The organism is Streptomyces sp. NBC_01476, assembly GCF_036227265.1.
Classification (GTDB): Bacteria; Actinomycetota; Actinomycetes; order Streptomycetales; family Streptomycetaceae; genus Actinacidiphila.
Map to the genome: position 1 here is coordinate 7,108,965 of NZ_CP109446.1, position 22,925 is coordinate 7,131,889.

Consider the following 22,925-nt stretch of genomic DNA (forward strand, 5'->3'; position numbering starts at 1 on the left):
GCGTCCGGACGGCCGGTCGGATCCGGGTCGCTCTCGGTGTCCCTCCTGCGCGGAGTCGGGCCGCTGCGAGGGTGCAGTTCTCGTCGGCGTCCGGCGACAGCTCCGGCGTCGGGCCACCGAGCCATGGGCCCCCTCACCGACGGCACGCGGTCACCGCGGGGGCGCCGCCCCCGGGGCGATGTCGATGACCCGGACCTGGGCCGACTGCGGAAAAGTAAGCAGAACGCGCGCATAGCTCCCGTCGAATGCCGCCGTGCCTACGGTGTGGGGGGAGAAGGACCCGATCATCCGCCCGTCGGCCACGCCCCAGCAGCCGTAGGGGAGGTCCCCGGCCCCGTCGAGGCGGCGGACCTCCCCGGTGACGACGTCGACCACCAGGGTCGGCAGCAGCGGGGTCGCGTCGTAGTCGACGTACTCGGGGAACATGACCAGCTCCCGGTCGCTGAACCAGGCCCCCTGGGGGCAGGCGAGGATGTCCCGCTCCGCGAACTCGTTGACCACGTGCCCGTCGGCCGCGTCGAGGACGGTGACGGCGGGCTGCTCGTCCAGGTCGGCGTGGGCGGCGACCAGGAAGCGGCCGTCCGGGGACCAGCTGATCGTTCGTTCCGCGGGCGCCAGGCCCGGACCCGACCACAGGCGCCGCCGGTCGCCGGTGGCGAGGTCGATGACGCCGACGATCAGCCGGTCCGCCACGATCTCGTCGTCGGGCGCCCGGACTTCGGCGGCCGACAGGACGGCAAGCGCCCGGCCGTCCGGGGAGAAGGCGGCGTACACGTCCTCGCCGTCCGCGCCGGGGCCGCGAGCAGCAGCAGCCCGGCCCGTTCGACGCGCCGCGTCCGCAACCGGTCCGCCGACAGCTCCCACGGCTGATCCATCGGCCCCGAACCCCCCACCGCGCGCCTGCCCTTCGCGTTGCCGTCGGGAACCGTATGCCGCGACAGGCACGAACGATACGAGCTGGGCCGCGGGGGCCCGCCAGGAACCGCCGCGGTGCATCAACGGCGTCCTGTACAAGACCCGCCGCTACCCGCAGACGGTCCCGGGTTACCTGCAGGCCCCGCGCCCGCGCAGACGTACACCCGCAGGACCTGCGAGGCCGACGTCGAGGCGATCGGCCAGGCCCGGGCCGTCAAGTACCTCAGCGACCACCTGGAGAGCCCGAGTCAGCGGCTGATCAGTCCCGATGTGCAGTGGGAGATGTCCCTGCCCGGCGGCGAGCGGCCCGACATCGTCACCTACGACCGCACCGACGCTGCCGCCGGGGTCGAGGTGATCGAGGCCAAGATCAAGGGCGAGAACGCCGACTACCCCCAGTGGGGCACCCATTCCGCGCCGGTCCGGCCCGGCGCCGTTTCCCAGTAAGCCGGCCGCCGGGTCGGGCGGTGGCGACTTTCAGGCGAGGTAGCCGTCGGGGCGGACGAGGACGTGGTCGTCGGCCGACGCCGCGTACGCCGCGAAAGCGTGTCCTTCGGTGTCGACCACGTACCGCGGGCAGTCGGCCGGGTCGTCGCCGGGGCGCAGGACGGCGTAGGAGTGGTCGGTGTCCGGTGCGGGCGCGCCGAAGACGAGCCGGGTCGCGTGCGGGCCGCGGAAGAGGTCGAACAGGCGGATCGGTTTGCCGCTGGGGTCCTGGACCGGCGCGTCAGGGGCGCGGTCGCCGGTGGTCAGGGTCCCAGAGGCGGCCTGGGTGCGGTAGGTGATGTGGAAGCCGAAGTGCTCCTCGCCGCGCTGGTGGGCCTCGGCGTGGCCGGCCGCGTACCGCCGCAGCAGATCGTCACTCGTCTTGAGGACGGCGGCCGCCACCGCCCTGCGCTCGGTCTCGTAACTGTCCAGCGAGGTCTGTGCCGCCAGCTTCCAGCCGAGGTTGTAGGCGTCCTGGATGCCGGTGTTCATCCCCTGGCCGCCGGTCGGCGGATGGACGTGCGCGGCGTCACCGGCCAGGAAGACGCGCCGGTCCCGGAACTGTTCGGCGAGCCTGACGTTCGGGCGCCACACCGTGGACCAGTGGCAACCGGTCAGGCGCACCCCGGCGGAGAAGCCGTCCAGGGCGGCCTGCATGGTGGCCAGGGAGGCGTCGTCGTCCCTGCCGACCACGGTGTTGAGCTGGAACATGCCGGTGCCGGGCAGCGGGGTCATCGCCACCCCGGTCATGGGGACGGCGGCGCCGGCGAACCAGTGGCCGACAGCCGGGTCGAGGCCCGGGGCGTACACGTCGCCGATCACGACCCGGAAGTCCTCGTCGGTGGTGCCGGGGAAGGCGACCCTGATCGCCTTGCGCACGGTGCTGGCGCCGCCGTCGGCCCCGACCAGGTAGTCGAACCGCTCGGTCCCGCCCGTACCGAAGTACGCGGTCACCGCGTGCTCGTCCTGCTCCAGGCCGACCAGTTCCGTCCCCCGTTCCACCCGTGCCCCGAGCTCGGCGAGCCGGGTGCGGAGTATGCCTTCGAGCTGCGACTGGCCGAGCGTCCAGGGGTTGGGGTACGGGCGGTCGGGCCGCGGCTCCCGCAGTTCGGTCATCCGGCGTTCGCCGACCGCGCGGCCATCGAGGTGGACGCGGAAGGCGGGGGGCAGGGAGCCCGCGTCGAGCACGGCGTCCACCACCCCCAGGTCGTCCAGGACTTCCATGGTGCGGGGCTGGATCGTGTCCCCGCGTGAGCCCTGGAAGAAGGTGTCGGCCTTGTCGATGACGCGTACGTCCACGCCGCGCCGGACGAGGTCGATCGCCAGGGTCAGGCCGGTGGGCCCGCCTCCCGTGATGAGAACTCGCACAGTGTGTCCCTTCTGACAGTGCGTCCACCGGGCTCGCGTACGGCAGTCCGCGGGCGTGCGGTGCCGGGACGTCTGCTGCCGGCACGGGGATGCGCCGCGCCCTGTGTGAACGTTGTTCACCGTGAACGTTGTTCACGTTAGGATGGGCACAGCCGGGTGTCAACCGACCCCCGGAGCATCAGTCACGGACGAGGCGCGGCACCGGCCGGGCCGCATACGAAGGCGGGAAGCGAGCGGAATGCTGCTACGGAAGGTGAACGTGGTCGACGGCGCGCTCGCGCTCCTGGACGACACGGGCCTTGACGGGCTGACCATGCGCAGGCTCGGGGAGGCGCTGGGGGTGCGTGCCGGCGCCCTCTACCGGCATTTCCCCAGCAAGCAGGCCCTGTTGGACGCCATGGCCGACCGCATCCTGGAGTCGGCCGACCTCCACCTGGAACCCGGGCCCTGGGACGAGCGGGGCATGATCCTGGCCGGCCGGCTGCGGGACGCGCTGCTGCTCCACCGCGACGGCGCCCGGGTCGTGGCCGGCGCGTACACGGCCGAGCCCCACACCATCCTGTTCGGCAACACCTCCGCCGCCCTGCTCCGCGAAGCGGGGCTGCCGCCCCGGCAGGCGGCGTGGGCCGTCGCGGCGGTCAGCCAGTACGTGATCGGCCACACCATCGAAGAACAGGCGCGCGCCGAGCTGGTCGAGGGCGGCTCATGGCCGGAGAAGATGGAAGCCTTCGCGGAACTCGCCGACGACGTCGCCCGCTCGGCCTTCGACGCCGACCCGCAGGAGCGGTTCGCCTACGGTCTGCGGCTCTTCCTCAACGGCATCCGCCACGAACTCACCGCCGCCGACTGACCGTACCCGGCCCGCTGGGCAACACGGCGACCACGGCGCCGGACTCCTCGGCCCGCCGGGGACCGGTTGAGCACGGAACGGCCGGGCCGGCGCCCACACGGAACGGCCGGGCCCGCGCTCACCGGCCTTCCCGCAGGAGCCGAAGGGTGCGGAGGAGGTTCCGGTGGATCGTGATGCCGTCCTCCCACGGGGCCGCGTGGTTGCCGGTGAGCCGCCGTCCCCGGACGATCCGCAGCCCGGCCACCCCGGCCAGGGTGGCGGTCAGCCGCTCGTGCCGGCGCATCGGTACGAGGTGGTCCTCGGCGCTCTGGTCCAGCACGACCAGAGCGGGCGCTCTGCCCGCGCGGATACGCCCGGCGATGGACGCCGGGTCGAAGTGGGCCGGGCTCGCGTTCCGGCCGGGCGTCCTTGTCCGTCCCGAACGCCCTGGGCATGAACTGCTCGAAGCCGTCGCGGAGATGGGCGTGCGCAGCACCCAGCCCGCCCGCGGTGACGAGTGCGGGCAGGTCATACGGGCCGTTGAGAGCGGGCAGCGCGGCAGGGCGCGGCGGCTCGGGAAGGTGGCCGAGACCGTAGTGCCGCGGCGGCCGGAGAACGGACCGCGGAGCCAGTCAGGCGCCGCGGCTGCGGCCGGCCGCGCTGGGCTGCCGGGCCGCCGGGCCGCCGGGCCGCCGGGCCGCCGGGCAGCCGGGCAGCCGGGCCGCCGAAGCGCTGACGCTGACCACATTTCCGATCCCGCTCACCCTGCCTGCCGCCGGCACCGGAATGGCGTGGCATCCGCGCAACGCGAACGACCAGATGGACCGCCGGCTACGCACCCGCGTAATCGCCGTGATGGCACGCGAGCAGGCGCCGCCGGCCCAGGTAGGTGCGTTGCCCTGTGGGGCTGGCACCCATGAGGGCATGCTCACCCACCCCGATGACGTCGCCAAGGCGATCCTGAACGGCTGATGCCGCGCGCACGCGGCCCCTTGCGCACGCGGCCCCTTGCGCACGCGGTCTGCGGACGCACGCGGTCCTCGGACGCGCGCCTCGGACGCCCGGGGGCCGCGGCCACCGGCCGGCCGCTCCGGCCCTCCCGCGAGCCGCTGACCGGGCGCGGCTGGAAGTGATGAAAGGGTGCGGTTCAGGCGGGTCGGCCGGCCTGCGGAGGGTAGGCGGCACGCGGAAGCCGATCACCCGTCGGCGTTCCACAGCGCAGGCGCCCCGGGTACCTGCGGACGTGCCGGACCCCGCGGAGGTGAGCCTCATGGACGCGATCGTGCTGCTCAGGGACGACCACAAGACGGTCGAGCAGCTCCTCAAGGAGTTCGAGAAGGCCGCCGACACCGCTGCCAGGCCCGATGCGCCCCGTGACCCGCTGAAGGTCCCCAGCGCCCGCACATGACGGCTTCATCCCACCGTTTCCGAAGGAGCAGTGACGTGGCAAGTGAGCAATCGGGTCAGTCGGGTCAGTCGGGCCGGCCGGTCAGGTCCGTGGCGCCGCCGACAGCGGAACGGGCCGGCTGGGACGCGGTCGACGTGCGGGCCGTGGACACCGTACGGCTGCTCGCGGCCGACGCGGTACAGAAGGTCGGCAACGGTCACCCCGGTACCGCGATGAGCCTGGCCCCGCTGGCCCACCTGCTGTTCCAGAACGTCATGCGGCACGACCCCAACGACGACCAGTGGCTGGGACGGGACCGCTTCGTCCTCTCCTGCGGACACTCAAGCCTGACGCTGTACATCCAGCTCTATCTGACCGGCTACGGACTGGAACTGACGGATCTGCAGGCGCTGCGGACGTGGGGTTCCGCCACCCCCGGACACCCCGAGCACCGGCACACCCGCGGTGTGGAGATCACGACGGGGCCGCTGGGCCAGGGCCTGGCCGCCGCGGTCGGCATGGCGATGGCGGCCCGGCGCGAACGCGGGCTGCTCGACCCCGACGCCGATCCGGGCACCAGCCCCTTCGACCACCACGTCTACGTCGTCGCTTCCGACGGCGACCTGATGGAAGGCGTCACCGCCGAGGCGGCCTCCCTGGCCGGGCATCAGGAACTCGGCGATCTCATCGTCTTCTACGACTCCAACCACATCTCGATCGAGGACGACACCGACGTCTCCTTCAGCGAGGACGTCCCCGCCCGCTTCGCCGCGTACGGCTGGCACGTGCAGACCGTCGACTGGACGAGCACCGGCAGCTACGTCGAAGACGTCGACGCCCTGCTGGCCGCGACCCGCGCCGCCAGGGAGGAGACCGGCCGTCCCTCGCTGATCATGCTGCGCACGCTGATCGGCTGGCCCGCTCCCACCAAGCAGAACACCGGCAAGGCGCACGGCTCGGCCCTGGGCGCCGACGAGATCGCCGCCACGAAAGAGCTGCTGGGCTTCGATCCGGCTCAGGACTTCACCGTCGAGGACGAGGTCCTGGCCCGTACCCGGGAGGCCGCCGACCGCGGCCGGGCGGCCCATGCGCAGTGGGACGAGAAGTTCCGGACCTGGCGCGCGGCACACCCGGAGCGGGCTGAGCTGCTGGACCGCCTTCAGGCGCAACGACTGCCCGACGGCTGGACGCGGGCCCTGCCGGTCTTTCCCGCCGATCCCAAGGGCATGGCCACCCGCGCCGCGTCCGGCGAGATCCTCGGCGCGCTCGCTCCGGTCCTGCCGGAGCTGTGGGGCGGATCGGCCGACCTGGCCGGCAGCAACAACACGACCATGGACGGGGAACCGTCTTTCCTGCCGTCCGACCGTCAGACCAAGGACTGGAAGGGCGGCCCCTACGGGCGCACCCTGCACTTCGGGATCCGCGAGCACGCCATGGGGGCGGTCCTCAACGGCATCGCCCTGCAGAGCCTGACCCGTCCCTACGGTGGCACCTTCCTGACCTTCTCCGACTACATGCGTCCCGCCGTACGCCTGGCCGCGCTGATGAAGCTCCCCGCCACCTACGTATGGACCCACGACTCCATCGGTCTGGGCGAGGACGGCCCCACCCACCAGCCCGTCGAGCACCTCGCCGCACTGCGCGCCATCCCCGGCCTCGACGTGGTGCGCCCTGCCGACGCGAACGAGACCACCGCGTGCTGGCGGACCATCCTCGAACACAACGACCGGCCCGCAGGACTGATCCTGAGCCGGCAGAACCTGCCGGTCCTGGACCGCGACGGCGGACAGTACGCCCCCGCGCGAGAAGCGTCCCGCGGCGGATACGTCCTCGCCGACGCGGCCGGCGGCGCCGCACCCGACGTCATCCTCATCGCGACCGGCTCCGAGGTCCAGATCGCCCTGGACGCCCGTGACCTGCTGGCGGCCGACGGCCTCGCGGTCCGTGTGGTGTCGATGCCCTGCCGGGAGTGGTTCGCCGCCCAGCCCCCGGCCTACCAGGACCAGGTCCTGCCGCCGGCCGTACGGGCCAGGGTCAGCGTCGAGGCCGCGGTGGGACAGGGCTGGCGCGAGGTGGTCGGCGACGCCGGACGCATCGTCAGCCTGGAGCACTACGGGGCCTCCGCCGACTACCAGCGCCTGTACACCGAATTCGGCATCACGCCGGAAGCGGTCGCCGCAGCCGCCCGCGACAGCATCCATGACACCACCCGGGCGCCGCGCCCCGGCGGTCACCAGCAGACCTCGGCCCCGGCCGGCGGAGGCACCGGCGACCGGCCCTGACAACTCCGTGCCGCTCGCATCGCAATCTTCCGCAGGGCGATTCCGGCGGTCACCCCGGCGCCTTTCTGAGCCGGGGCCCGTCGGAGGATCGGAAGGCTTTCCGAACCGCCCGGACACTCGCCGGCGGAATTCCGCATGAGTGTTTGCCTCGGGGGCAGACGGATTCTCGGAGGCTGATACATCATGGGACCGCTGCTCATTGTTCTTCTGCTCGCGCTGATTCTTTTCGGTGCGGGTTTCGCGCTCCACCTTCTGTGGTGGATCGCGGTCGTGGTAATCGTTCTGTGGCTGCTGGGTTTTGTCCTGCGCGGCACACACTCCGGCGGCCGGCGCCGCTGGTACCGCTGGTAGCACCGGCACACAGGCTGTACGGCGGGCGCCGCCCACCCTCGCGGGGTGGGCGGCGCCCGCTGTCGTACCCGGAAACCTCCCCACGGGGGGATGACGCCGGCGGCGACCGCGCAGGGCCCCGGCAGCGTGCGGTCCCGGCCGCCGGACGGGCGAGTGGGGACCGACCGTCCGGGTGACTTCCGCCTCCGCTCAGGTGCGGCGGGGCGTTGTGATCCGCGAAGCGGGTACCCGCCTCCCGCGGACCGCTCGTGGCCTGTTCCCGTGACGGACAGCGTCCCTTGCCCTCTCCCGCGATGAGCCGCACCTCTCTCAATGATCGGAACCCTGTGAGCGCCAAGAAGAAGAACCCCGTGACGTCTGCCGCCGACAAGGTGGCCGAGAAGGTCCGTGAGGTCGTCGAGCCGGGCAATGAGATCCCCGGTGCGCCGGGCGCGGTCCCCCCGGCGCTGGAGGAGCCGGCCGAGCCGGCCGGCCCGCTGCCGCCCAAGCACGATCAGCGCGGGCCGGACACGTACAGCCCGACCGGGCAGCCCACCGGGGTGCCGCAGAAGGAGGTCGCGCAGGGCGGGGACCGGCTCACCACCGCGCAGGGCGCGAGGCTGTACGACACCGACCACTCCCTGAAGGCCGGGCCGCGGGGACCGGTCCTGCTCCAGGACCACCACCTGCGCGAGAAGATCACCCACTTCGACCACGAGCGCATTCCGGAGCGGGTGGTGCACGCCCGCGGTGCGGCGGCCCACGGTGTCTTCCGGGGCTACGGCGCCGCCGCCGGCATCAGCAAGGCCGCGTTCCTGGCCAAGGACGTCGAGACGCCGGTGTTCGTACGGTTCTCCACCGTCCTGGGCTCGCGCGGCTCCGCCGACACCGTCCGCGACACCCGGGGCTTCGCCACGAAGTTCTACACCTCGGAAGGCGTCTTCGACCTGGTCGGCAACAACATCCCGGTCTTCTTCATCCAGGACGCGATCAAGTTCCCGGACGTCATCCACGCCGGGAAGCCGCATCCGGACCGGGAGATCCCGCAGGCGCAGAGCGCGCACGACACGTTCTGGGACTTCGTCACCCTGCACACCGAGGCGACACACCACACGCTGTGGAACATGTCCGACCGCGGCATCCCGCGTTCCTACCGGACGATGGAGGGCTTCGGCATCCACACCTTCCGGCTGGTCAACGCCGACGGGGACACCACGCTGGTGAAGTTCCACTGGAAGCCGCGGCTCGGCGTGCACTCCCTGGTCTGGGAGGAGGCGCAGATCACCGCGGGCATGGACCCCGACTTCCACCGTCGCGATCTCGCCGACGCGATCGAGGCGGGCGCGTACCCGCAGTGGGAACTGGGTGTGCAGACCTTCCCGGACACCGACGACCAGATGTTCGAGGGCATCGACCTGCTGGACCCGACGAAGATCGTGCCGGAGGAGCTCGCGCCGGTCCAGCCGGTCGGCCTGATGACGCTGAACGCGAACCCGTCGAACTACTTCGCCGAGACCGAGCAGGTCGCCTTCCACGTCGGCCATCTCGTGCCCGGTATCGACGTCACCAACGACCCGCTGCTGCAGGGCCGGCTGTTCTCGTACCTGGACACCCAGATCAGCCGCCTCGGCGGCCCCAACTTCGGCCAGCTGCCCATCAACCGCACCCACGCGCCCGTCAACGACATGCTGCGCGACGGCATGCACCAGAGCGCCGTGCACGCCGGAGTGGCGCCGTACCACCCCAACTCCCTCGACGGCGGCTGCCCGTTCCTGGCCGGCGCGGACACGGGTGCGTACATCGAGGTCCCGGTGGAGGTGCCCGCGGCCCGCAAGGTCCGCGACGTGGCGGCGTCCTTCGACGACCACTTCAGCCAGGCGAGGCTGTTCTGGGTGAGCATGACGCCGACCGAGCGCGAACACATCGTGGCCGCGTACACCTTCGAGCTGAGCAAGTGCTGGGAGAAGGTGATCAAGGAGCGGGCCCTGCTCGTACTGGCCAACATCGATCCGGACCTGTGCGCTCAGGTCGCCGCGGGCCTGGGCCTGCCCGCGCCCGCGCCGACCGTGGCCCTGGCCGAGCCGGCGCCCAGCCCCGCCCTGTCGCAGCTCGGCGGCACCTGGCCGCTGGACGGCCGGGTCATCGGTGTCATCACCGCGGGCGACCAGGACCTGACCGGCGTACGAGCGGTGCGGCAGGCGGTCCTGGACGCGGGGATGGTCCCCTTGGTGATCGCACCAGCCGGCGGCACCCTCGACGCCGACGGCGAACCCGTCACCGTCCAGCGCACCTTCGCCACCGCGCGGTCCACCGAGTTCGACGCACTCCTGATCGCCGGAACGCCCGCCCCCGGAGCCGACGCCTACGGGGCCCGCGACGCCAAGGCCGACGACGATGTCGCAGTCGGCACCGGCGTCGATCCGCGGGTGCTGCTCATGCTCGGCGAGGCGTACCGCCACGGCAAGGCCCTGGGAACCTGGGCCGACGGGGCCGAGGCTCTGGAGGCAGCCGGTATCGCCCCTGACGCCCCGGGTGTGGTGATCGCGGACACGGCGGAAGCGGCGCTGGAGACCGTCACCACGCTGCTGGCCCGGCACCGCGTCTGGGACCGCTTCACCCCGACCGTCTGACCCCTGCCTCAGCGTGCTGACGGCCACCGCCCCTTGTCGGGCGGTGGCCGTCAGCAGGTGGGAAGGGGCCGGGGTCAGGCGTGGGCTCGGGTGCGGCCGGTGAAGACCCGGTAGAGGGCCAGCAGGATCATGGAGCCGACTATGGCGGCGATCCAGGTGGACAGGTCGAAGAACCCGTCGATCGAGTCGACGCCGAAGATGACCTTGCCGAGCCAGCCGCCCAGCAGGCCGCCGGCGATGCCGATCAGGGCGGTGATGATGATGCCGCCCGGGTCCTTGCCCGGCATGAGGGCCTTGGCGATGAGCCCGGCCAGCAGCCCGATGATGATCCAAGCGACGACACCCATGGCGCGACTCCTCCTGTACCTGTCATGAAGTTCTGTCTTCAAGCGTCTTGACCGCCTCGGCCGACTCAAACCTTGCCTCGTCCGCAAGAACATCGTTGAGGTGCATGGGTTGTTGGCGGGCTTTCACCCTGGGCGGGCCCCACAGAAGGGTCACCTCATGTCCGACAGTGATCTGCGCGCGTTCTACCTGCGCTACATCGAGGCGCTCGACGCCCATGCGTTCGACGGCATGGACGAGTTCATCAGCGACCGGACCACCCTGAACGGTGAGCCGGCCACCCGGGACGACCTCATCGCGGTGCAGCAGCAGGACGTGGACGCGGTTCCGGACCTCCACTGGGAGCTCAAGGAACTGCTCTTCGACAGTGACCGTCTGGCCGCGCGGCTGACGCCGGTGAACTTCGCCGGCAGTTGACCGGCTGACCCGCTGACCCGCTGACCGCCGGGACCGGCGCCGGCGACGCGAAGAACAGCCCGAACGCCACCCCCGGCCCGCCCGGGCCGCATACCTCGCGAGGAACCGCATGACCATCACACTGATCACCGGGGCCAACAAGGGCATCGGCTTCGAGACGGCCAGACAGCTGCTGGCGTTGGGCCACGTTGTCTACGTCGGCGCTCGTGACGTCGAACGAGGCGAGAAGGCCGCGGCGGCGCTCGGCGCACGATGCGTGCCGCTCGACGTGACCGACGACGCATCGGTGAGCGGCGCGCTGGCGACGATCGACGCCGCCGAGGGCCGGCTCGACGTCCTGGTGAACAACGCGGGCATCCCGGGAGACACAGCCGCCGACGGTCCCACGGCCCTGCGGGTCTTCGACACCAATGCGGTGGGAGTCGTGCGCGTCACGGAGGCGGCGCTTCCCCTGCTGCGGAAGTCCTCGAACCCGACCGTGGTCACCGTGTCGAGCAGCGCCGGGTCGTTCTGGGCGGTGACCAATCCGGACCGCCCGGAGTTCGGCCTGCCGCTGGCGCTCTACTCCGCGTCCAAGGCCGCGGCGACCATGCTCACGGTCCAGTACGCCAAGTCCCAGCCGGGTATCAAGTTCAACGCCGTCGAGCCCGGCACCACCGCGACCGACCTGACGGCCGCATTCGGAATCGGAAGGCCGCCGCAGGAGAGCGCCGAAGTCGTGGTGCGTTTCGCCACGCTCGCCGCGGACGGTCCGACCGGAACCTTCCAGGACGAGAACGGGGAACTGCCCTGGTGACCGGGGCACTTCCGGACCGGCCGGGGACGGTTCGGTCGCGGGCAGTCCGGGTCGGCGGCAGTCCGGTGAGGCTGCCCCCGGCCGTTCCCGCCCGGCGGCTCAGCCGGTGGCCGGGGGCTGGGTCCGGGAGTCGTACCGGGCGCGCGCGGCCAGGATCCGCGGCGTGTTCGCGGCGGTCCACGCGGCCAGCGCGCTCGCCGGCTGGAGGAGTTCGCGGCCGAGGTCGGTGAGCGCGTACTCCACCTGCGGCGGGACGCTCGGGAGCACGGTCCGCTCGACCATTCCGTCGCGCTCCAGCACCTTCAGCGTCGAGGAGAGCATCTTCTGGCTGATATCGGCGATACGCCGCCGCAGCTCGTTGAACCGCAGCGGCCCGTCGCCCAGGGTCGAGACGATCAGCAGCGACCACTTGTCGCCGATCCGGGCCAGCATGTCGGAGATCGTGCTGCAGGCCTCCGGGCCCTCCTGGTTACGCGCGCAGCTCCGGCTGTCGACCATCGCGTTCTCCGATCGGGTGGTTACGTACGGGTGACCTAGTGGCTGCCGGGTGCCCTCTTGCCAGACGGCGGCCCGCCAGGAAAGAGTGCTTACCTCAGTAAACCTACTGGCTTACCGATACTTAAGGAAGACTAGTGAGCACTCCGCCCCGCCTGGCCCTCATCATCGGCTCGACCCGTCCGCAGCGCTTCGCGGACAAGCCCGCCGACTGGCTGATCGAGCAGGCTGCCACGCGTGACGACTTCACCCTCGACCGCATCGACCTGCGCGACTTCGATCTGCCGTTCTTCGCCGAGGCGTCGTCCAACCTGCACGCGCCCACGGTCGACCCGAAGGCCCTCGCCTGGCAGGAAGCGATCCGTCCTTACGACGGCTACATCTTCGTCGTCGCCGAGTACAACCATTCCATCACCGGAGCGCTGAAGAACGCGCTCGACCAGGCTTACGTCGAGTGGGTCCGCAAGCCGTTCTCGGCGTTCGGTTACGGGAGCACCGGCGGCGCCCGCGCCGTCGAGCACCTGCGCGGTATCGGGGTCGAGCTTCAGATGGTGCCCTCGAAGTTCGGGGTGCACATCGGCGGCAGTGACCTGTTCAAGGTCCACCCCTTCGGTGGAAACGCGCCGATCAGCGAGATCGAGGCGGCCATCAAGCCGTCGGCCGACGCCATGTTCGACGACCTCGTCTGGTGGTCCTCGATCCTGCGGGAAGCCCGCGCCACCGCCTAGGCGGACCGGAAGAAGACGCCGGCGAGGCGGAGCCCGGCGCCGGGTGGACGGCCGCGGTCTGCCGCAGGCGGTACCGCGCCATCGCCTGAGCCGGGCCCCGCACCCCTCGCCGGCGTCGCGCTGCTCGCGGGGCCCCGCGGTCGAAGGACGGTGGGCCGCCTGCGCCCCGGTCGAAGCGGGGGCGCCCCGGACTCCGGTCCCCCGGGGAGATGGGCACGCTGGCGCGGCCGGCGGACGACCTCTCCGCGATGAGGGCGGAAGCCCCGCGCCCGGGCCGGGCGACAGCTTGGCGACACGTCCCGGCCGCCGCACCGAGCGCCGTGAGAACGGTTACGCCGCCTTCGGATTGACGGTCGGCTGGTAGGCGACGAACCGCCAGCCGGCGTCCGTGCGCGCCCACACCGCCAGACAGGCATTGTCGAGCTGCCTCTCCTCACCGCGGTTGGTGACGTGCGCGCGCATCTGGCCGGCCACGACGGCGCAGTCGCCGATGACCGTCAACTGCTCGATCGGGTGCTCGATCCAGTGGTAGACGAACACGCCCTCCTTCACCTTGTCGAGGTACGACTCCTTGGTGTCGCGCTCGGCGTTGGAGTGGGTGTAGACGAGTTCGCCGGCGCACAGCCGCTCCAGCGCGGGAAGGTCGCCGTCCAGCATCGCCTGATAGCGCTCGTCCTCCAGCGCGCGAATGATCTGTTCGTCGGCGCTCGCACTCATGCGTGGTCCCTTCCGGCCATGGTGTCCCCGGCGTCGCGCCGGGTTTCCCCAGGCTGTTACCGGCGTGTGTCCAAGTCAAGCGGATCTTGCCGCTCAGCGGCACTGCCGCAGACCACTGCTCCGGGGATTTGAGTACTTCTCCACGCCAGGGCCCGCAGACGTTCACTGAGCGGCAACATCTCGTTGACAGCGGATTTCGAGAACGTAACTATCGCCATCGAGTCGTAAGGCGGACGTCATCGTCCGGACACTGCGGCCGATGGCGCAGGGGGATGCGCGCTCGACGCGCCGGCGGCGTTCTTGCCGCACAGGCGTCCTGCCGTGGGCGACAGTCCATCGGATCCTTTCAACGATCGGAGTTAGCGTGCTCGGCACACTCTCATGGAGCCGCCACCGGCGCTGTGTCTCGGCGCTGTCGGTCGCCGGCGGCGCCCTGCTGCTCAGTGCCTGCGGTTCGGCCGGCCCCGGGGCGACCGAACCGGGGAATCCGGCCGCCGGGTCCTCGCAGCAGCCGGCGACCGTGGCCGCGCGGTCGGTGATCGCCGGCTCCGGGGTCACCTCCGACACGGCGTTCTGCGGCACCAAGCCGATCACCCTGGGCATCCAGGACGGTTTCGGTACCAACGGCTGGTCGCAGTCCTCGATGGCCGCGGTGCGTTCGGAGGCGGCCAAGTGCCCCAACGTCAAGCAGGACGTGTCGATCGGCCAGGGCGACCTGCAGTCCTCGCTCTCCCAGATCAACGCCATGACCGCCAAGGGCGTCGACGCCCTGGTCGTCATTCCCGACTTCGGCCAGTCCGAGTTGCCGGCCATCCAGGCGGCCACACGCGCCGGGACCAAGGTCGTCCCATGGGCCGCGGACGCGGGCGGCACGCCGGGCACCGACTTCGTCACCTATGTCGACTGGGACCCGACGAACAACGGCAAGCTCTGGGCGCAGTGGATGGCCAAGACCCTGAAGGGCAAGGGCAATGTCGTCTACCTCGCCGGGCCGGCCGGCAACCCGGTCTCCACCAGGGAACTGAACGGCATCAACTCGGTGCTGTCGGGCTACCCGGGCATCAAGCTCCTCACCGGGAGCAAGGACTGGGCCGTCGGCAACTGGGATCCCGCCCAGGCGCAGAAGGCGATGGCCTCGCTGCTGTCGAAGTACCCGACCATCGACGGTGTCATCACCGACGACGGACAGGGCACCGCCGGCGCACTGCGGGCGTTCACCGCCGCCGGACGCCCGCTCGTGCCCTTCACCGGCCTCGAGGTGAACCAGCTCGGCTGCGCCTACCGGCAACTCAAGCCCGCCAACCCCAAGTTCGAGATGGCGACCATCTCATCGCGGAACTGGCTCGGACGGGTCGCCGCCCGCAAGGCGATCGCCGCTGCCGAGGGCACCGCTTCCGGTGAGCCGTCGATCTACGCGCTGCCCCTTCTGGAGGACTCGACGGCCGGCAAGGCGCCCGCCTGCGACTCCGGCTCGTCGCAGGACACCTTCCTCGACAGCCGTCTCAGCCCGTCCGACCTGGCCACGTACGGGCAGGCGTCGTGACCGCCGACAACGGCGCACGGACAGCGCCCGGCCGCCGCCCGGAAGACGCGGCCGAGCCGTCGCCGCTCGCGCTGGAGATGTCCGGCGTGGTCAAGCGCTATCCCGGTGTGGTCGCGCTGAAGAACGTCTCGTTCCGTGTACGGCCGGGCGAGGTGCACGCCATCGTGGGCGAGAACGGCGCCGGCAAGTCGACGCTGATGGCGATCGCCTGCGGCGCGGAGAGCGCGGACGAGGGCACGATCGCGGTCGGCGGCACACCGCTCAAGGGCGGCTCCCCGCGCGAAGCCCTTGCCCTCGGCCTGTCCATCGTCTACCAGCACGCCAGCGTGACGGCCGATCTCACCGTCGAGGAGAACCTGCTCATCGGGGTGTCCACCGCGCGGCGCCCCTCGCTGCGGGGCAGGGGCGAGTGGGTCCGCGAGCAACTGCGTGCCACCGCGTGCGACGTCCATCCGCGTACCCGGGTGGACGGCCTCTCGCCGGCGGAACGGCAGCTGGTCGAGATCAGCAAGGCCGCCGCGTCGCGGGCGACCGTGCTCGTCCTGGACGAGCCGACCGAATCGCTGACCGCGCAGGAGACCGAGACACTCTTCGCCTACATCCGCTCGGCCACCGCGCAGGGCACCGCCGTGGTGTACATCTCGCACCGGCTCGCGGACGTCAAACGGATCTCCGACCGGCTGACCGTCCTGCGCGACGGCCGGACACGCGGAACCTTCGAGGCCGCGGACATCAGCGAGCACGAGATCCTGCAACTCGTGGTCGGACGCGACATCGGCAGCGCCTTCCCGCCCAAGGCCGACGACATCGACACCGGCAGCCCGGTCCTGGAGATCGACGGCCTGTCCAGCGGACGGGCGGAGAACATCAGCCTGACCGCCTTCCGTGGCGAGATCGTCGGCCTGGCCGGGATCGACGGCAACGGCCAGCAGGACGTGGTCCGTGCGCTGGCCGGCCTCCAGTCGGCCAGGGGCGCGGTGCGCCTGCGGGGAAAGGCGCTTGACCTCTCCTCGCCGCTGCGCGCCGCCCGCTCCGGCATCGCGCACCTGCCGGCCGACCGGCACGCCGACGGGCTGTTCCTGTCGCTGTCGTTGCGGGAGAACCTCACACCGCTGGTGCTGCCGAGCATGTCCCGGCTCGGTGTGCTGCGCGGCGGGTCGGAACGCGCGTACGCCGCCGAGCAGCTCCGCGCGGTCGGCGCGAAGGCGTCCTCCACCGAGCAGGCCGCGGCCACCTTGTCGGGCGGCAACCAGCAGAAGATCCTGCTCGGCCGGGCCCTGAGCATGGGCGGCGACGTGCTGCTGGCCGCCGAGCCGACACGTGGCGTGGACGTCGGCGCCCGGCTGGAGATCTACCGCACGATGCGCGAACTGGTCGCCCAGGGCAAGACGGTCGTCGTGATGTCGTCCGACGCGCTGGAACTGCAAGGGCTGTGCGACCGCGTCGTGGTGTTCTCCCGCGGGCGCGCGGTGCGCACGCTGACCGGCGACGAGGTCACCGAGGAGGCGATCACCGGCACCGCGCTGCGCGCGACCGTCGAGGGCACCGCGGCCGCCACCCGCGCCCGCGGCAGGGGCGCACGTGCCCGGTTCCTCGGCGGCGACTATCTTCCCGGCGTGCTGCTGGCGCTGCTGTGCGTCGCCTTCAGCGGTTACGTCTACCAGCACAACGCGCTGTTCCTCTCCAGCCGCAGCGTCTCGGCGTCCCTGCTGCTGCTGAACCCGCTGATCATCGGTGCGCTGGCGCAGCTGATCGCGATCACCGTGGGCGGGATCGACCTCTCGGTCGGCTCGGTCATGTCCGTGTCGGCGACCGCGCTGTCGTACTACGCCCACACCGGCCAGTCCTGGGGTTCCTTCAGCGCCGGCGTCGCGGTGTGCCTGCTGCTGGGAGCCGCCGTCGGACTGGTGAACGCCGGGCTGATCGTCTACGCGCGGTTCGCCCCGGTGCTGGCCACACTGATCACCTTCATCCTCGGGCAGGGCGTCGCGTACCTGATCCGGTCGACTCCGGCCGGCAACGTCGACGGCCGGATCAGCGCCCACCTGTCCTGGCTGCAGGGCCCGGTCCCGCTTGTCACGATCGTGTGCGTCGTGGTCGTGGTGCTCGGCGAACTGGTGCTGCGCCGCACGGTCGGCGGCATGAAGCTCCGCGCGGTCGGCTCCGATCCGGTCCGGGCGCACCGCCTCGGGATCAACGTGCGGGGCACCCTGGTCGGCGCGTACGTGGCCTCCGGCGTGCTGGCCGCCGTCGCCGGCGTCTTCCTGTACGCGGTCGTCGGCATCGGCGACGCCACCATCGGACAGAACTACCTGCTGCTCAGCATCAGCGCGGTGGTCCTGGGCGGCGCGAGCATCTACGGCGGCCGCGCCTCGCTGGTGGGGACCGTTCTCGGCGCGCTCCTGCTGGAACTGTTCGTGGCGTCCATTCCGTTCCTCGGTGTCCAGCCGGCCTGGCAGCAGATCCTGCCCGGACTGATGATCGTCGCGGGCGCCGGGCTGTACACCAAGGTCCGCGGCACCGGCGCCGACGCGGGGGAGTGGTCATGAGCGCCCCGACACCGCGTGAACTCGGCCGGCTCGCCGGCCGGATCAGCCCGATCTGGCCGGTGACCGTGCTGATGTTCGCCGTCAGTCCGCTGATCGCCGGCGGCAGCCTCAGCTCGGGAGCGCTGCGTTCGATGATCCCCTTCGCCGCACTGCTGGCGATCTCCTCGGCCGGCCAGAGCATGGTCATGCAGCAGCGCGGCCTGGACCTGTCCGTGCCGGGGGCCGTGACGCTCGCCGCGATGGTCGTCACCCACTACGCCAGGGGCGAGGACGCCCGCCTGCCCGTCGCCATCGCGCTGGCCTGTCTCGCGTGCGTGGCCGGCGGCATCGTGCTGGCGCTGGCCGTGACGGTGCTGCGGCTGACGGCGCTGGTGGCCAGCCTCGGGATGAACTCGGTCTACCTCGGTGCCGCCCTCTACCTCACCCATGGCGTAGCGACGGAACAGGCTCCGCCCGGGCTCAGCCGCTTCTCGCTGGGCACGGTCGCCGGGGTGTCCCACATCGCGATCGTCGCCGTCGTCCTGGTGGTGATCGGCGCGTTCGTCAGCGGGCGTACGGTCCTCGGCCGGCGCTTCCTGCTCACCGCTCAGAGCCCGGCGGCCGCCCGCGTCGCCGGAATCCGCGTCCGCAGCTACCTCAGCTGGACCTTTGTCGCCGCCAGTGTCTGTTACGCGACCACCGGCATCTTCCTCGCCGGCTTCCTCCAGACCCCCGGCCTGAGCGTAGGGTCGGACTACCTGCTGTCGACGGTGGCCGCGGTCGTGCTGGGCGGCATGTCCGTCGGACGCCGGGGCAACGTCATTCTCTCCACCGCGGCCGGGGCGCTGTTCCTCACGCAGTTGGAACAGGTCGTGCTCGGGACGAGCACGACGCCGTCGGTCCAATACCTCGTCGAGGGCGCGATCATCGCCGTCGCCATGCTCGCTCCGATGCTGCGCCTCGCGTGGCACCGGACCCGGACGCAGCGCGTCGAGCCGCCGACACCCGTCATGGAAGGGACACCCCGCTAGTGCCTGACTCCCACCGGATCCTGCTCAAGGGCGGGACGATCATCACCGTCGACCCGGAACTCGGCGACCTCACCGTCGGCGACATCCTCGTCGAAGACGGCCGGATCGCCGCGGTCGCCCCCGACCTGGGGCCGCTCGACGCCGAAGTGATCGACGCCCACGGCATGATCGTCATGCCCGGCTTCGTCGACACCCACCGGCACACCTGGCAGGCGCCGCTGCGCAACATCGGCTCGGACTGGACACTCGGTCAGTACTCCGCCGGCATGCACCGCGGCTTCAGCACCTACTTCCGGCCGGAGGACACCTACGCGGGCAACCTGCTCGGCGCGGCCGAGGCACTGGACTCCGGGATCACCACGCTGCTGGACTGGTCGCACAGCGTCGAGACCCCCGAGCACAGCGACGCCGCCATCAGCGCCCTGTTCGAAACGGGCGGCCGGGCGGTCTTCGCGCACGCGTGCGGCGCGTCGCGGTGGCAGATGCCGAGCGCGGTGGACCACGACCGCGACATCCTGCGGATCCGCGATCAGTACTTCAGCAGCGCCGGCCAACTCGTCACCCTGGCCTTCGCCGCCCGCGGACCGCAGTTCGCCAGCCACGAGGTGACCCTGCGGGACTGGGAGCTGGTCCGCGAGGTCGGAGCGCCGGTCACCGTCCACGTCGGCGACGGCGAATGGGGCAAGACCCGCCCGGTCGCCTGGATGAACGAGCACGGACTGCTCGCCGAGGACGTCACGTACGTCCACTGCAACACCCTCGCCGACGACGAACTCCGGATGATCGCCGACACCGGCGGCAGCGCGAGCGTCTCGGCCGACATCGAGACCCAGATGGGGCACGGCTGGCCGGCGACCGGACGGCTGCTCGCCGTCGGCATCCGGCCGAGCCTGTCGATCGACGTCTGCACCTCCAACGGCGGCAGCATGTTCGGGGCGATGAAGACCACCATCAGCATCCAGCGGGCGCTGGACAACGCGGCCGAACCCAACCCGGGAGAGCAGCAGTCGCTCAAGCTCGGCTGCCGCGACGTCATCGAGTTCGCGACCCTCCAGGGCGCCCGCGCGGTCGGTCTTGGTGACCGTGTCGGCAGCATCACCGTGGGCAAGGACGCCGACATCATCCTCATCCGTACCGACGCCCTCGGGATGCGGCCGCTGAACCACCCGGCCGGTGCGGTCGTGTACTCGGCCCACGCCGGTCTGGTGGACACCGTGCTGGTGGCGGGCCGGGTCGTGAAGCGCGGCGGCGTGCTGACGACGGTGGACGCGGAGCGTGTGGGGAAGCTCGCCGAGGAGACCCGTGACCACCTCCTGCGCAGTGCCCAGGCGGGTGACCGGATCCCCGACGCCCAGCTCGGCGGCGACTGGCTGCCGGGCACGGTGCGCGCACCGAGCGGGGACAACGATGGCGCGACAGAACGGAGTCAGGCATGAGCGGCACGATGCGTGCGGCGGTGACGGCGGTCTTCGGACAACCGCCCGAACCGCGGGAGGTGCCGGTGCCCACCGCGGCGCCGGACGAGCTGCTGATCAAGGTGCGCTCGGTCGGCCTGTGCGGCTCGGACCTCAAGGTGAACAGCGGTGCCATACCCGGACTGCGGACGCCGCTGATCCAGGGCCACGAGGTGTCCGGTGAGGTCGTCAGCGGCCCGGCGGGCTGGGCCGGGGGCGAGCGGGTGGCGCTCTACACCTTCCAGCCGTGCAACCAGTGCGCCTGGTGCCTGCGCGGGCAGACCAACCTGTGCCCGACCGCGCGGCGGATCGGCTTCGAACGGGACGGGGGACTGGCCGAGTACGTCACCGCGCGCCCCGTCGACGTCGTACGCTTCGGGCCGGACCTGGGCTTCGACGCCGCGGCCGTGACGATGGACGCGGTGCTGACGCCGTGGCGGGCGGTGCGGGTGCGGGCCGGCCTCAAGCCGGGCGAACGGCTGGCCGTCGTCGGGGCGGGCGGGCTGGGGCTGCACGCGGTACAGATCGCGGTCGCGCTCGGCGCCCACGTCGCGGTGGTCGACCTCAGCCAGGCCCGGCGCGCGTCGGCGCTGGAACTCGGCGCGGAACTGGCCGTCGGTCCGGACAGCGCGGAGGAGATCCTCGACTGGTCCGCCGGCGGCGTCGACGCGGCGCTGGAGGCATCGGGCGCGCCGGCCGGCTTCACCACCGCGGTGCGGGTGGTACGGCCCGGCGGGGCGGTGGTGTGCTGCGGCTACAAGCCCGGCTCCGACGTGGCCGCCGACTCGATGAAGCTGGCCCTGGCCGAACTCACCGTACTGGGCTCACGAGGGGGTGCCCGTGCGGATGCCGCAGAGGCGGTCGCGGCCGTGGAGCGCGGCGAGGTCCGCCCGCTGATCGCCAAGGCCGGCGGTATGGACGACGTCCCCCGCTTCTTCGAGGAACTGGCCGCGGGCGAAAGCGTCGGGCGCCTGGTTGTCCACCCGAGCGGGAGTTAGGGGCACGCGATGACGGTTGTCCGCGACCACCCGCAGGGGACGTCAGCCGCTGAGCCGGGCGATCGTCAGCGCGGCCGTCTTCACCGCCGGCGCGAGGCTGCCCACGCGGGTCGTGGAGCGCGCCACGATGCCGACCGCTCCGCGCAGGATGCCGCCCATGCCCAGGATCGGCGCCGCCACCGACACCGCTCCGAGGGTCATCTCCTCCCGCGAATAGGCGACGCCGTCCCGGCGTGCCTGCTTCAGCTCGGCGACGAGCCGGGCGGGCTGGGTGACGGTGTACGGGGTGCGCCGTTCCAGACCGGCCGCGACGACGTCCTGCAGCAACTGCTGCTGGGAGTGCGCCAGGATGCACTTGCCGACGGCCGTCGCGTACAACGGCAGCTTCCCGCCGACCTCGGTCGCCGTCGGCGCCGACTTGGGGCCGAACACCTTGTCGATGCACAGCGCCTGCAGGCCCTGCGGCACCACGAGCTGCACCGTCTCATTGGTGGCCGTGTACAGGTCGTAGAGCGAAGGCAGCGCCGCCTCGCGGATGTTGCGCTGCTGCGGCGCGAGAATGCCGATGTTCCACAACCGCATACCGACGCGGTACCGGTTGTCGACCAGGCGCTCCAGGGCGCCCCACTCCGCGAGCTGGGCGATGATCCTGCGCGCGGTGGAGATGGGCAGCCCCGACGCGGTGGCGATCTCGCTCAAGGTGAGTTCGGTGTGCGTGGGATCGAAGCAGTCCAGCACCTGCAGCACCCGCTGGACCACGGTCGCGCCAGGCGTATTGCTGTTGCCCGCCATCGGGGCCTCCCGTCCCGTCGAACCATCAGGTTTGCCGCTCACCGGCAACCGTATCTCCATCCGCCGCATGGTCATAGCCGTCAACGGCATCAGCGCCAATCACAGTTTGCCACTCAGTGGCAGAGAAGCCTTTTGCCTGAGCGAGCGTGTGCATAGGCTCCCGGTAGGACCCGGCCCCGCCGTCGGCGGGGTCCATCCCTGACGTTGAAAGAGGAAAACATGGTGTCCACTCAGCCCGGCACGGTTCTCACCGATGACGCCGCCGCCGTCCGCGCCGTGATCGAGAATTGGGCGGTGTGGCGCGACGCGGGGGACTGGGACCGGTTCGCGACGGTGTGGCACCCGGACGGCTACATGGCCGCGACTTGGTTCCAGGGCAGCGCCGCCGACTTCATCGCGGTGACCCAGACGGGCTTCGAGGCGGGCACCCGCATCCTGCACTTCCTCGGCGGGACGTCCGTCGACGTGGCCGGCGACCGGGCGATCGGACAGACCAAGATGACGATCAGCCAGCGCGACACCGTGCACGGCGTACTCGTCGACGCCGTCTGCACCGGGCGCTTCTACGACTTCTTCGCGCGCGACGCCGGCCAGTGGAAGCTGGTGCGGCGCCAGCCGATCTACGAGAAGGACCGGCTCGACCCGGTGGACCCGGCCGCCCGCGTCGAACTGGACGCCGCGCGGCTCGCCCGCTACCCCGAGGGCTACCGTCATCTCGCCTACCTGCAGCGTGAGGCCGGCTTCGAGGTCAAGGACGGGCTGCCCGGGCTGACCGGTGAGGCCGTCCAACGGCTCTACGCCGAAGGAGCCGCCTGGCTGGCGGGCGCCGCGTCACCGGGCCGGCCGCAGTAGCG

At 71.5% G+C, this 22,925-nt stretch carries 23 protein-coding genes; 15 read left to right on the forward strand and 8 right to left on the reverse strand.

Translation table 11 applies throughout. From position 1 onward, the window contains the following. Nucleotides 1-150: 150 nt before the first annotated feature. Nucleotides 151-864: a hypothetical protein gene (locus tag OG552_RS30825; protein ID WP_329141408.1), complete on the reverse strand. Its 714-nt coding sequence runs from the start codon at nucleotides 862-864 to the stop codon at nucleotides 151-153. Nucleotides 865-990: 126 nt separating this feature from the next. Here OG552_RS30825 and OG552_RS30830 point away from each other — a divergent pair, with 126 nt between their 5' ends. After that, nucleotides 991-1,362 carry a hypothetical protein gene (locus OG552_RS30830; protein WP_329138477.1) on the forward strand — a complete coding sequence of 124 codons (372 nt, stop codon included), beginning with the start codon at nucleotides 991-993 and terminating at the stop codon, nucleotides 1,360-1,362. Between the two features lie 30 nt (nucleotides 1,363-1,392). Here the strand turns inward: OG552_RS30830 and OG552_RS30835 are convergent, their stop codons facing one another. Beyond that, the gene (locus OG552_RS30835; RefSeq protein ID WP_329138479.1) at nucleotides 1,393-2,769 is read right to left on the reverse strand and encodes an FAD-dependent monooxygenase; all 1,377 of its coding nucleotides are present in this window, start codon (nucleotides 2,767-2,769) and stop codon (nucleotides 1,393-1,395) included. A gap of 238 nt (nucleotides 2,770-3,007) precedes the next feature. Between OG552_RS30835 and OG552_RS30840 the strand changes: the two genes are divergently transcribed. Then, complete coding sequence (locus OG552_RS30840; RefSeq protein ID WP_329138481.1) at nucleotides 3,008-3,619, forward strand: TetR/AcrR family transcriptional regulator C-terminal domain-containing protein; 612 nt, start codon at nucleotides 3,008-3,010, stop codon at nucleotides 3,617-3,619. Nucleotides 3,620-3,737: 118 nt separating this feature from the next. Here OG552_RS30840 and OG552_RS30845 read toward each other — a convergent pair whose 3' ends face one another. Together OG552_RS30845 and OG552_RS30850 are read right to left on the reverse strand one after the other, a co-directional pair. Further along, the gene (locus OG552_RS30845; RefSeq protein ID WP_329138483.1) at nucleotides 3,738-3,938 is read right to left on the reverse strand and encodes a hypothetical protein; all 201 of its coding nucleotides are present in this window, start codon (nucleotides 3,936-3,938) and stop codon (nucleotides 3,738-3,740) included. 292 nt (nucleotides 3,939-4,230) lie between these two features. After that, a complete protein-coding gene (locus tag OG552_RS30850; RefSeq protein WP_329138485.1) occupies nucleotides 4,231-4,362 on the reverse strand; it encodes a hypothetical protein in 132 nt (43 codons plus the stop codon). Between the two features lie 506 nt (nucleotides 4,363-4,868). Between OG552_RS30850 and OG552_RS30855 the strand changes: the two genes are divergently transcribed. The 4 genes from OG552_RS30855 (at nucleotide 4,869) to OG552_RS30870 (ending at nucleotide 10,227) form a co-directional block, all read left to right on the forward strand. Further along, nucleotides 4,869-5,006 carry a hypothetical protein gene (locus OG552_RS30855; RefSeq protein ID WP_329138486.1) on the forward strand — a complete coding sequence of 46 codons (138 nt, stop codon included), beginning with the start codon at nucleotides 4,869-4,871 and terminating at the stop codon, nucleotides 5,004-5,006. 35 nt (nucleotides 5,007-5,041) lie between these two features. Further along, complete coding sequence (tkt, locus tag OG552_RS30860) at nucleotides 5,042-7,267, forward strand: transketolase (protein WP_329138488.1); 2,226 nt, start codon at nucleotides 5,042-5,044, stop codon at nucleotides 7,265-7,267. A 183-nt stretch (nucleotides 7,268-7,450) separates the two neighbouring features. After that, entirely contained in the window at nucleotides 7,451-7,618 is a 168-nt protein-coding gene (locus OG552_RS30865; protein ID WP_329138490.1) for a DUF5670 family protein, read from the forward strand. A 326-nt stretch (nucleotides 7,619-7,944) separates the two neighbouring features. Beyond that, nucleotides 7,945-10,227: a catalase gene (locus OG552_RS30870; protein ID WP_329138492.1), complete on the forward strand. Its 2,283-nt coding sequence runs from the start codon at nucleotides 7,945-7,947 to the stop codon at nucleotides 10,225-10,227. A 74-nt stretch (nucleotides 10,228-10,301) separates the two neighbouring features. Here the strand turns inward: OG552_RS30870 and OG552_RS30875 are convergent, their stop codons facing one another. Further along, the gene (locus OG552_RS30875) at nucleotides 10,302-10,574 is read right to left on the reverse strand and encodes a GlsB/YeaQ/YmgE family stress response membrane protein (RefSeq protein ID WP_329138494.1); all 273 of its coding nucleotides are present in this window, start codon (nucleotides 10,572-10,574) and stop codon (nucleotides 10,302-10,304) included. A 157-nt stretch (nucleotides 10,575-10,731) separates the two neighbouring features. Between OG552_RS30875 and OG552_RS30880 the strand changes: the two genes are divergently transcribed. Together OG552_RS30880 and OG552_RS30885 are read left to right on the forward strand one after the other, a co-directional pair. Next, a complete protein-coding gene (locus tag OG552_RS30880; protein ID WP_329138495.1) occupies nucleotides 10,732-10,989 on the forward strand; it encodes an ester cyclase in 258 nt (85 codons plus the stop codon). A 109-nt stretch (nucleotides 10,990-11,098) separates the two neighbouring features. After that, nucleotides 11,099-11,785 (forward strand): SDR family NAD(P)-dependent oxidoreductase, encoded by a 687-nt coding sequence (locus OG552_RS30885; RefSeq protein ID WP_329138498.1) that lies wholly within the window; start codon nucleotides 11,099-11,101, stop codon nucleotides 11,783-11,785. Nucleotides 11,786-11,884: 99 nt separating this feature from the next. Here OG552_RS30885 and OG552_RS30890 read toward each other — a convergent pair whose 3' ends face one another. Beyond that, nucleotides 11,885-12,283, reverse strand: coding sequence for a winged helix-turn-helix transcriptional regulator (locus tag OG552_RS30890; RefSeq protein ID WP_329138499.1), 399 nt, complete (start codon nucleotides 12,281-12,283; stop codon nucleotides 11,885-11,887). Between the two features lie 134 nt (nucleotides 12,284-12,417). Here OG552_RS30890 and OG552_RS30895 point away from each other — a divergent pair, with 134 nt between their 5' ends. Continuing rightward, a complete protein-coding gene (locus OG552_RS30895) occupies nucleotides 12,418-13,008 on the forward strand; it encodes an NADPH-dependent FMN reductase (protein ID WP_329138501.1) in 591 nt (196 codons plus the stop codon). 330 nt (nucleotides 13,009-13,338) lie between these two features. On the opposite strand, the gene OG552_RS30900 is transcribed toward OG552_RS30895, so the two are convergent. Then, the gene (locus OG552_RS30900) at nucleotides 13,339-13,725 is read right to left on the reverse strand and encodes a nuclear transport factor 2 family protein (protein ID WP_329138504.1); all 387 of its coding nucleotides are present in this window, start codon (nucleotides 13,723-13,725) and stop codon (nucleotides 13,339-13,341) included. 364 nt (nucleotides 13,726-14,089) lie between these two features. On the opposite strand from OG552_RS30900, the gene OG552_RS30905 reads away from it, so the two are divergent. From OG552_RS30905 to OG552_RS30925, 5 genes are read left to right on the forward strand one after another with little or no spacing between them, the layout of a single operon-like run. Beyond that, the gene (locus OG552_RS30905) at nucleotides 14,090-15,268 is read left to right on the forward strand and encodes a substrate-binding domain-containing protein (protein ID WP_329138506.1); all 1,179 of its coding nucleotides are present in this window, start codon (nucleotides 14,090-14,092) and stop codon (nucleotides 15,266-15,268) included. Continuing rightward, nucleotides 15,265-17,817, forward strand: coding sequence for an ATP-binding cassette domain-containing protein (locus tag OG552_RS30910; RefSeq protein ID WP_329138508.1), 2,553 nt, complete (start codon nucleotides 15,265-15,267; stop codon nucleotides 17,815-17,817). The genes OG552_RS30905 and OG552_RS30910 overlap by 4 nt, the downstream gene beginning before the upstream one ends. Then, nucleotides 17,814-18,827: an ABC transporter permease gene (locus OG552_RS30915; RefSeq protein ID WP_329138511.1), complete on the forward strand. Its 1,014-nt coding sequence runs from the start codon at nucleotides 17,814-17,816 to the stop codon at nucleotides 18,825-18,827. Before OG552_RS30910 ends, OG552_RS30915 begins: the two co-directional genes overlap by 4 nt. Beyond that, nucleotides 18,827-20,263 (forward strand): amidohydrolase family protein, encoded by a 1,437-nt coding sequence (locus OG552_RS30920; RefSeq protein ID WP_329138512.1) that lies wholly within the window; start codon nucleotides 18,827-18,829, stop codon nucleotides 20,261-20,263. The genes OG552_RS30915 and OG552_RS30920 overlap by 1 nt, the downstream gene beginning before the upstream one ends. Next, nucleotides 20,260-21,279: an alcohol dehydrogenase catalytic domain-containing protein gene (locus OG552_RS30925; RefSeq protein ID WP_329138514.1), complete on the forward strand. Its 1,020-nt coding sequence runs from the start codon at nucleotides 20,260-20,262 to the stop codon at nucleotides 21,277-21,279. Before OG552_RS30920 ends, OG552_RS30925 begins: the two co-directional genes overlap by 4 nt. Before the next feature lie 42 nt (nucleotides 21,280-21,321). Here OG552_RS30925 and OG552_RS30930 read toward each other — a convergent pair whose 3' ends face one another. After that, nucleotides 21,322-22,131, reverse strand: a complete 810-nt coding sequence (locus tag OG552_RS30930) for an IclR family transcriptional regulator (protein WP_329138516.1) — start codon at nucleotides 22,129-22,131, stop codon at nucleotides 21,322-21,324. A gap of 159 nt (nucleotides 22,132-22,290) precedes the next feature. Between OG552_RS30930 and OG552_RS30935 the strand changes: the two genes are divergently transcribed. Beyond that, entirely contained in the window at nucleotides 22,291-22,923 is a 633-nt protein-coding gene (locus OG552_RS30935; RefSeq protein WP_329138518.1) for a nuclear transport factor 2 family protein, read from the forward strand. The last annotated feature ends 2 nt before the right edge of the window (nucleotides 22,924-22,925 follow it).

What these genes read in the sequence shown, in the direction of transcription:
- OG552_RS30840 (WP_329138481.1), top strand. Translation starts at nt 3,008, where the DNA reads ATGCTGCTACGGAAGGTGAACGTGGTCGACGGCGCGCTCGCGCTCCTG.
- OG552_RS30855 (WP_329138486.1), top strand. Translation starts at nt 4,869, where the DNA reads ATGGACGCGATCGTGCTGCTCAGGGACGACCACAAGACGGTCGAGCAG.
- OG552_RS30865 (WP_329138490.1), top strand. Translation starts at nt 7,451, where the DNA reads ATGGGACCGCTGCTCATTGTTCTTCTGCTCGCGCTGATTCTTTTCGGT.
- OG552_RS30875 (WP_329138494.1), bottom strand. Translation starts at nt 10,574, where the DNA reads ATGGGTGTCGTCGCTTGGATCATCATCGGGCTGCTGGCCGGGCTCATC.
- OG552_RS30880 (WP_329138495.1), top strand. Translation starts at nt 10,732, where the DNA reads ATGTCCGACAGTGATCTGCGCGCGTTCTACCTGCGCTACATCGAGGCG.
- OG552_RS30885 (WP_329138498.1), top strand. Translation starts at nt 11,099, where the DNA reads ATGACCATCACACTGATCACCGGGGCCAACAAGGGCATCGGCTTCGAG.
- OG552_RS30890 (WP_329138499.1), bottom strand. Translation starts at nt 12,283, where the DNA reads ATGGTCGACAGCCGGAGCTGCGCGCGTAACCAGGAGGGCCCGGAGGCC.
- OG552_RS30900 (WP_329138504.1), bottom strand. Translation starts at nt 13,725, where the DNA reads ATGAGTGCGAGCGCCGACGAACAGATCATTCGCGCGCTGGAGGACGAG.
- OG552_RS30915 (WP_329138511.1), top strand. Translation starts at nt 17,814, where the DNA reads ATGAGCGCCCCGACACCGCGTGAACTCGGCCGGCTCGCCGGCCGGATC.
- OG552_RS30925 (WP_329138514.1), top strand. Translation starts at nt 20,260, where the DNA reads ATGAGCGGCACGATGCGTGCGGCGGTGACGGCGGTCTTCGGACAACCG.
- OG552_RS30930 (WP_329138516.1), bottom strand. Translation starts at nt 22,131, where the DNA reads ATGGAGATACGGTTGCCGGTGAGCGGCAAACCTGATGGTTCGACGGGA.
- OG552_RS30935 (WP_329138518.1), top strand. Translation starts at nt 22,291, where the DNA reads ATGGTGTCCACTCAGCCCGGCACGGTTCTCACCGATGACGCCGCCGCC.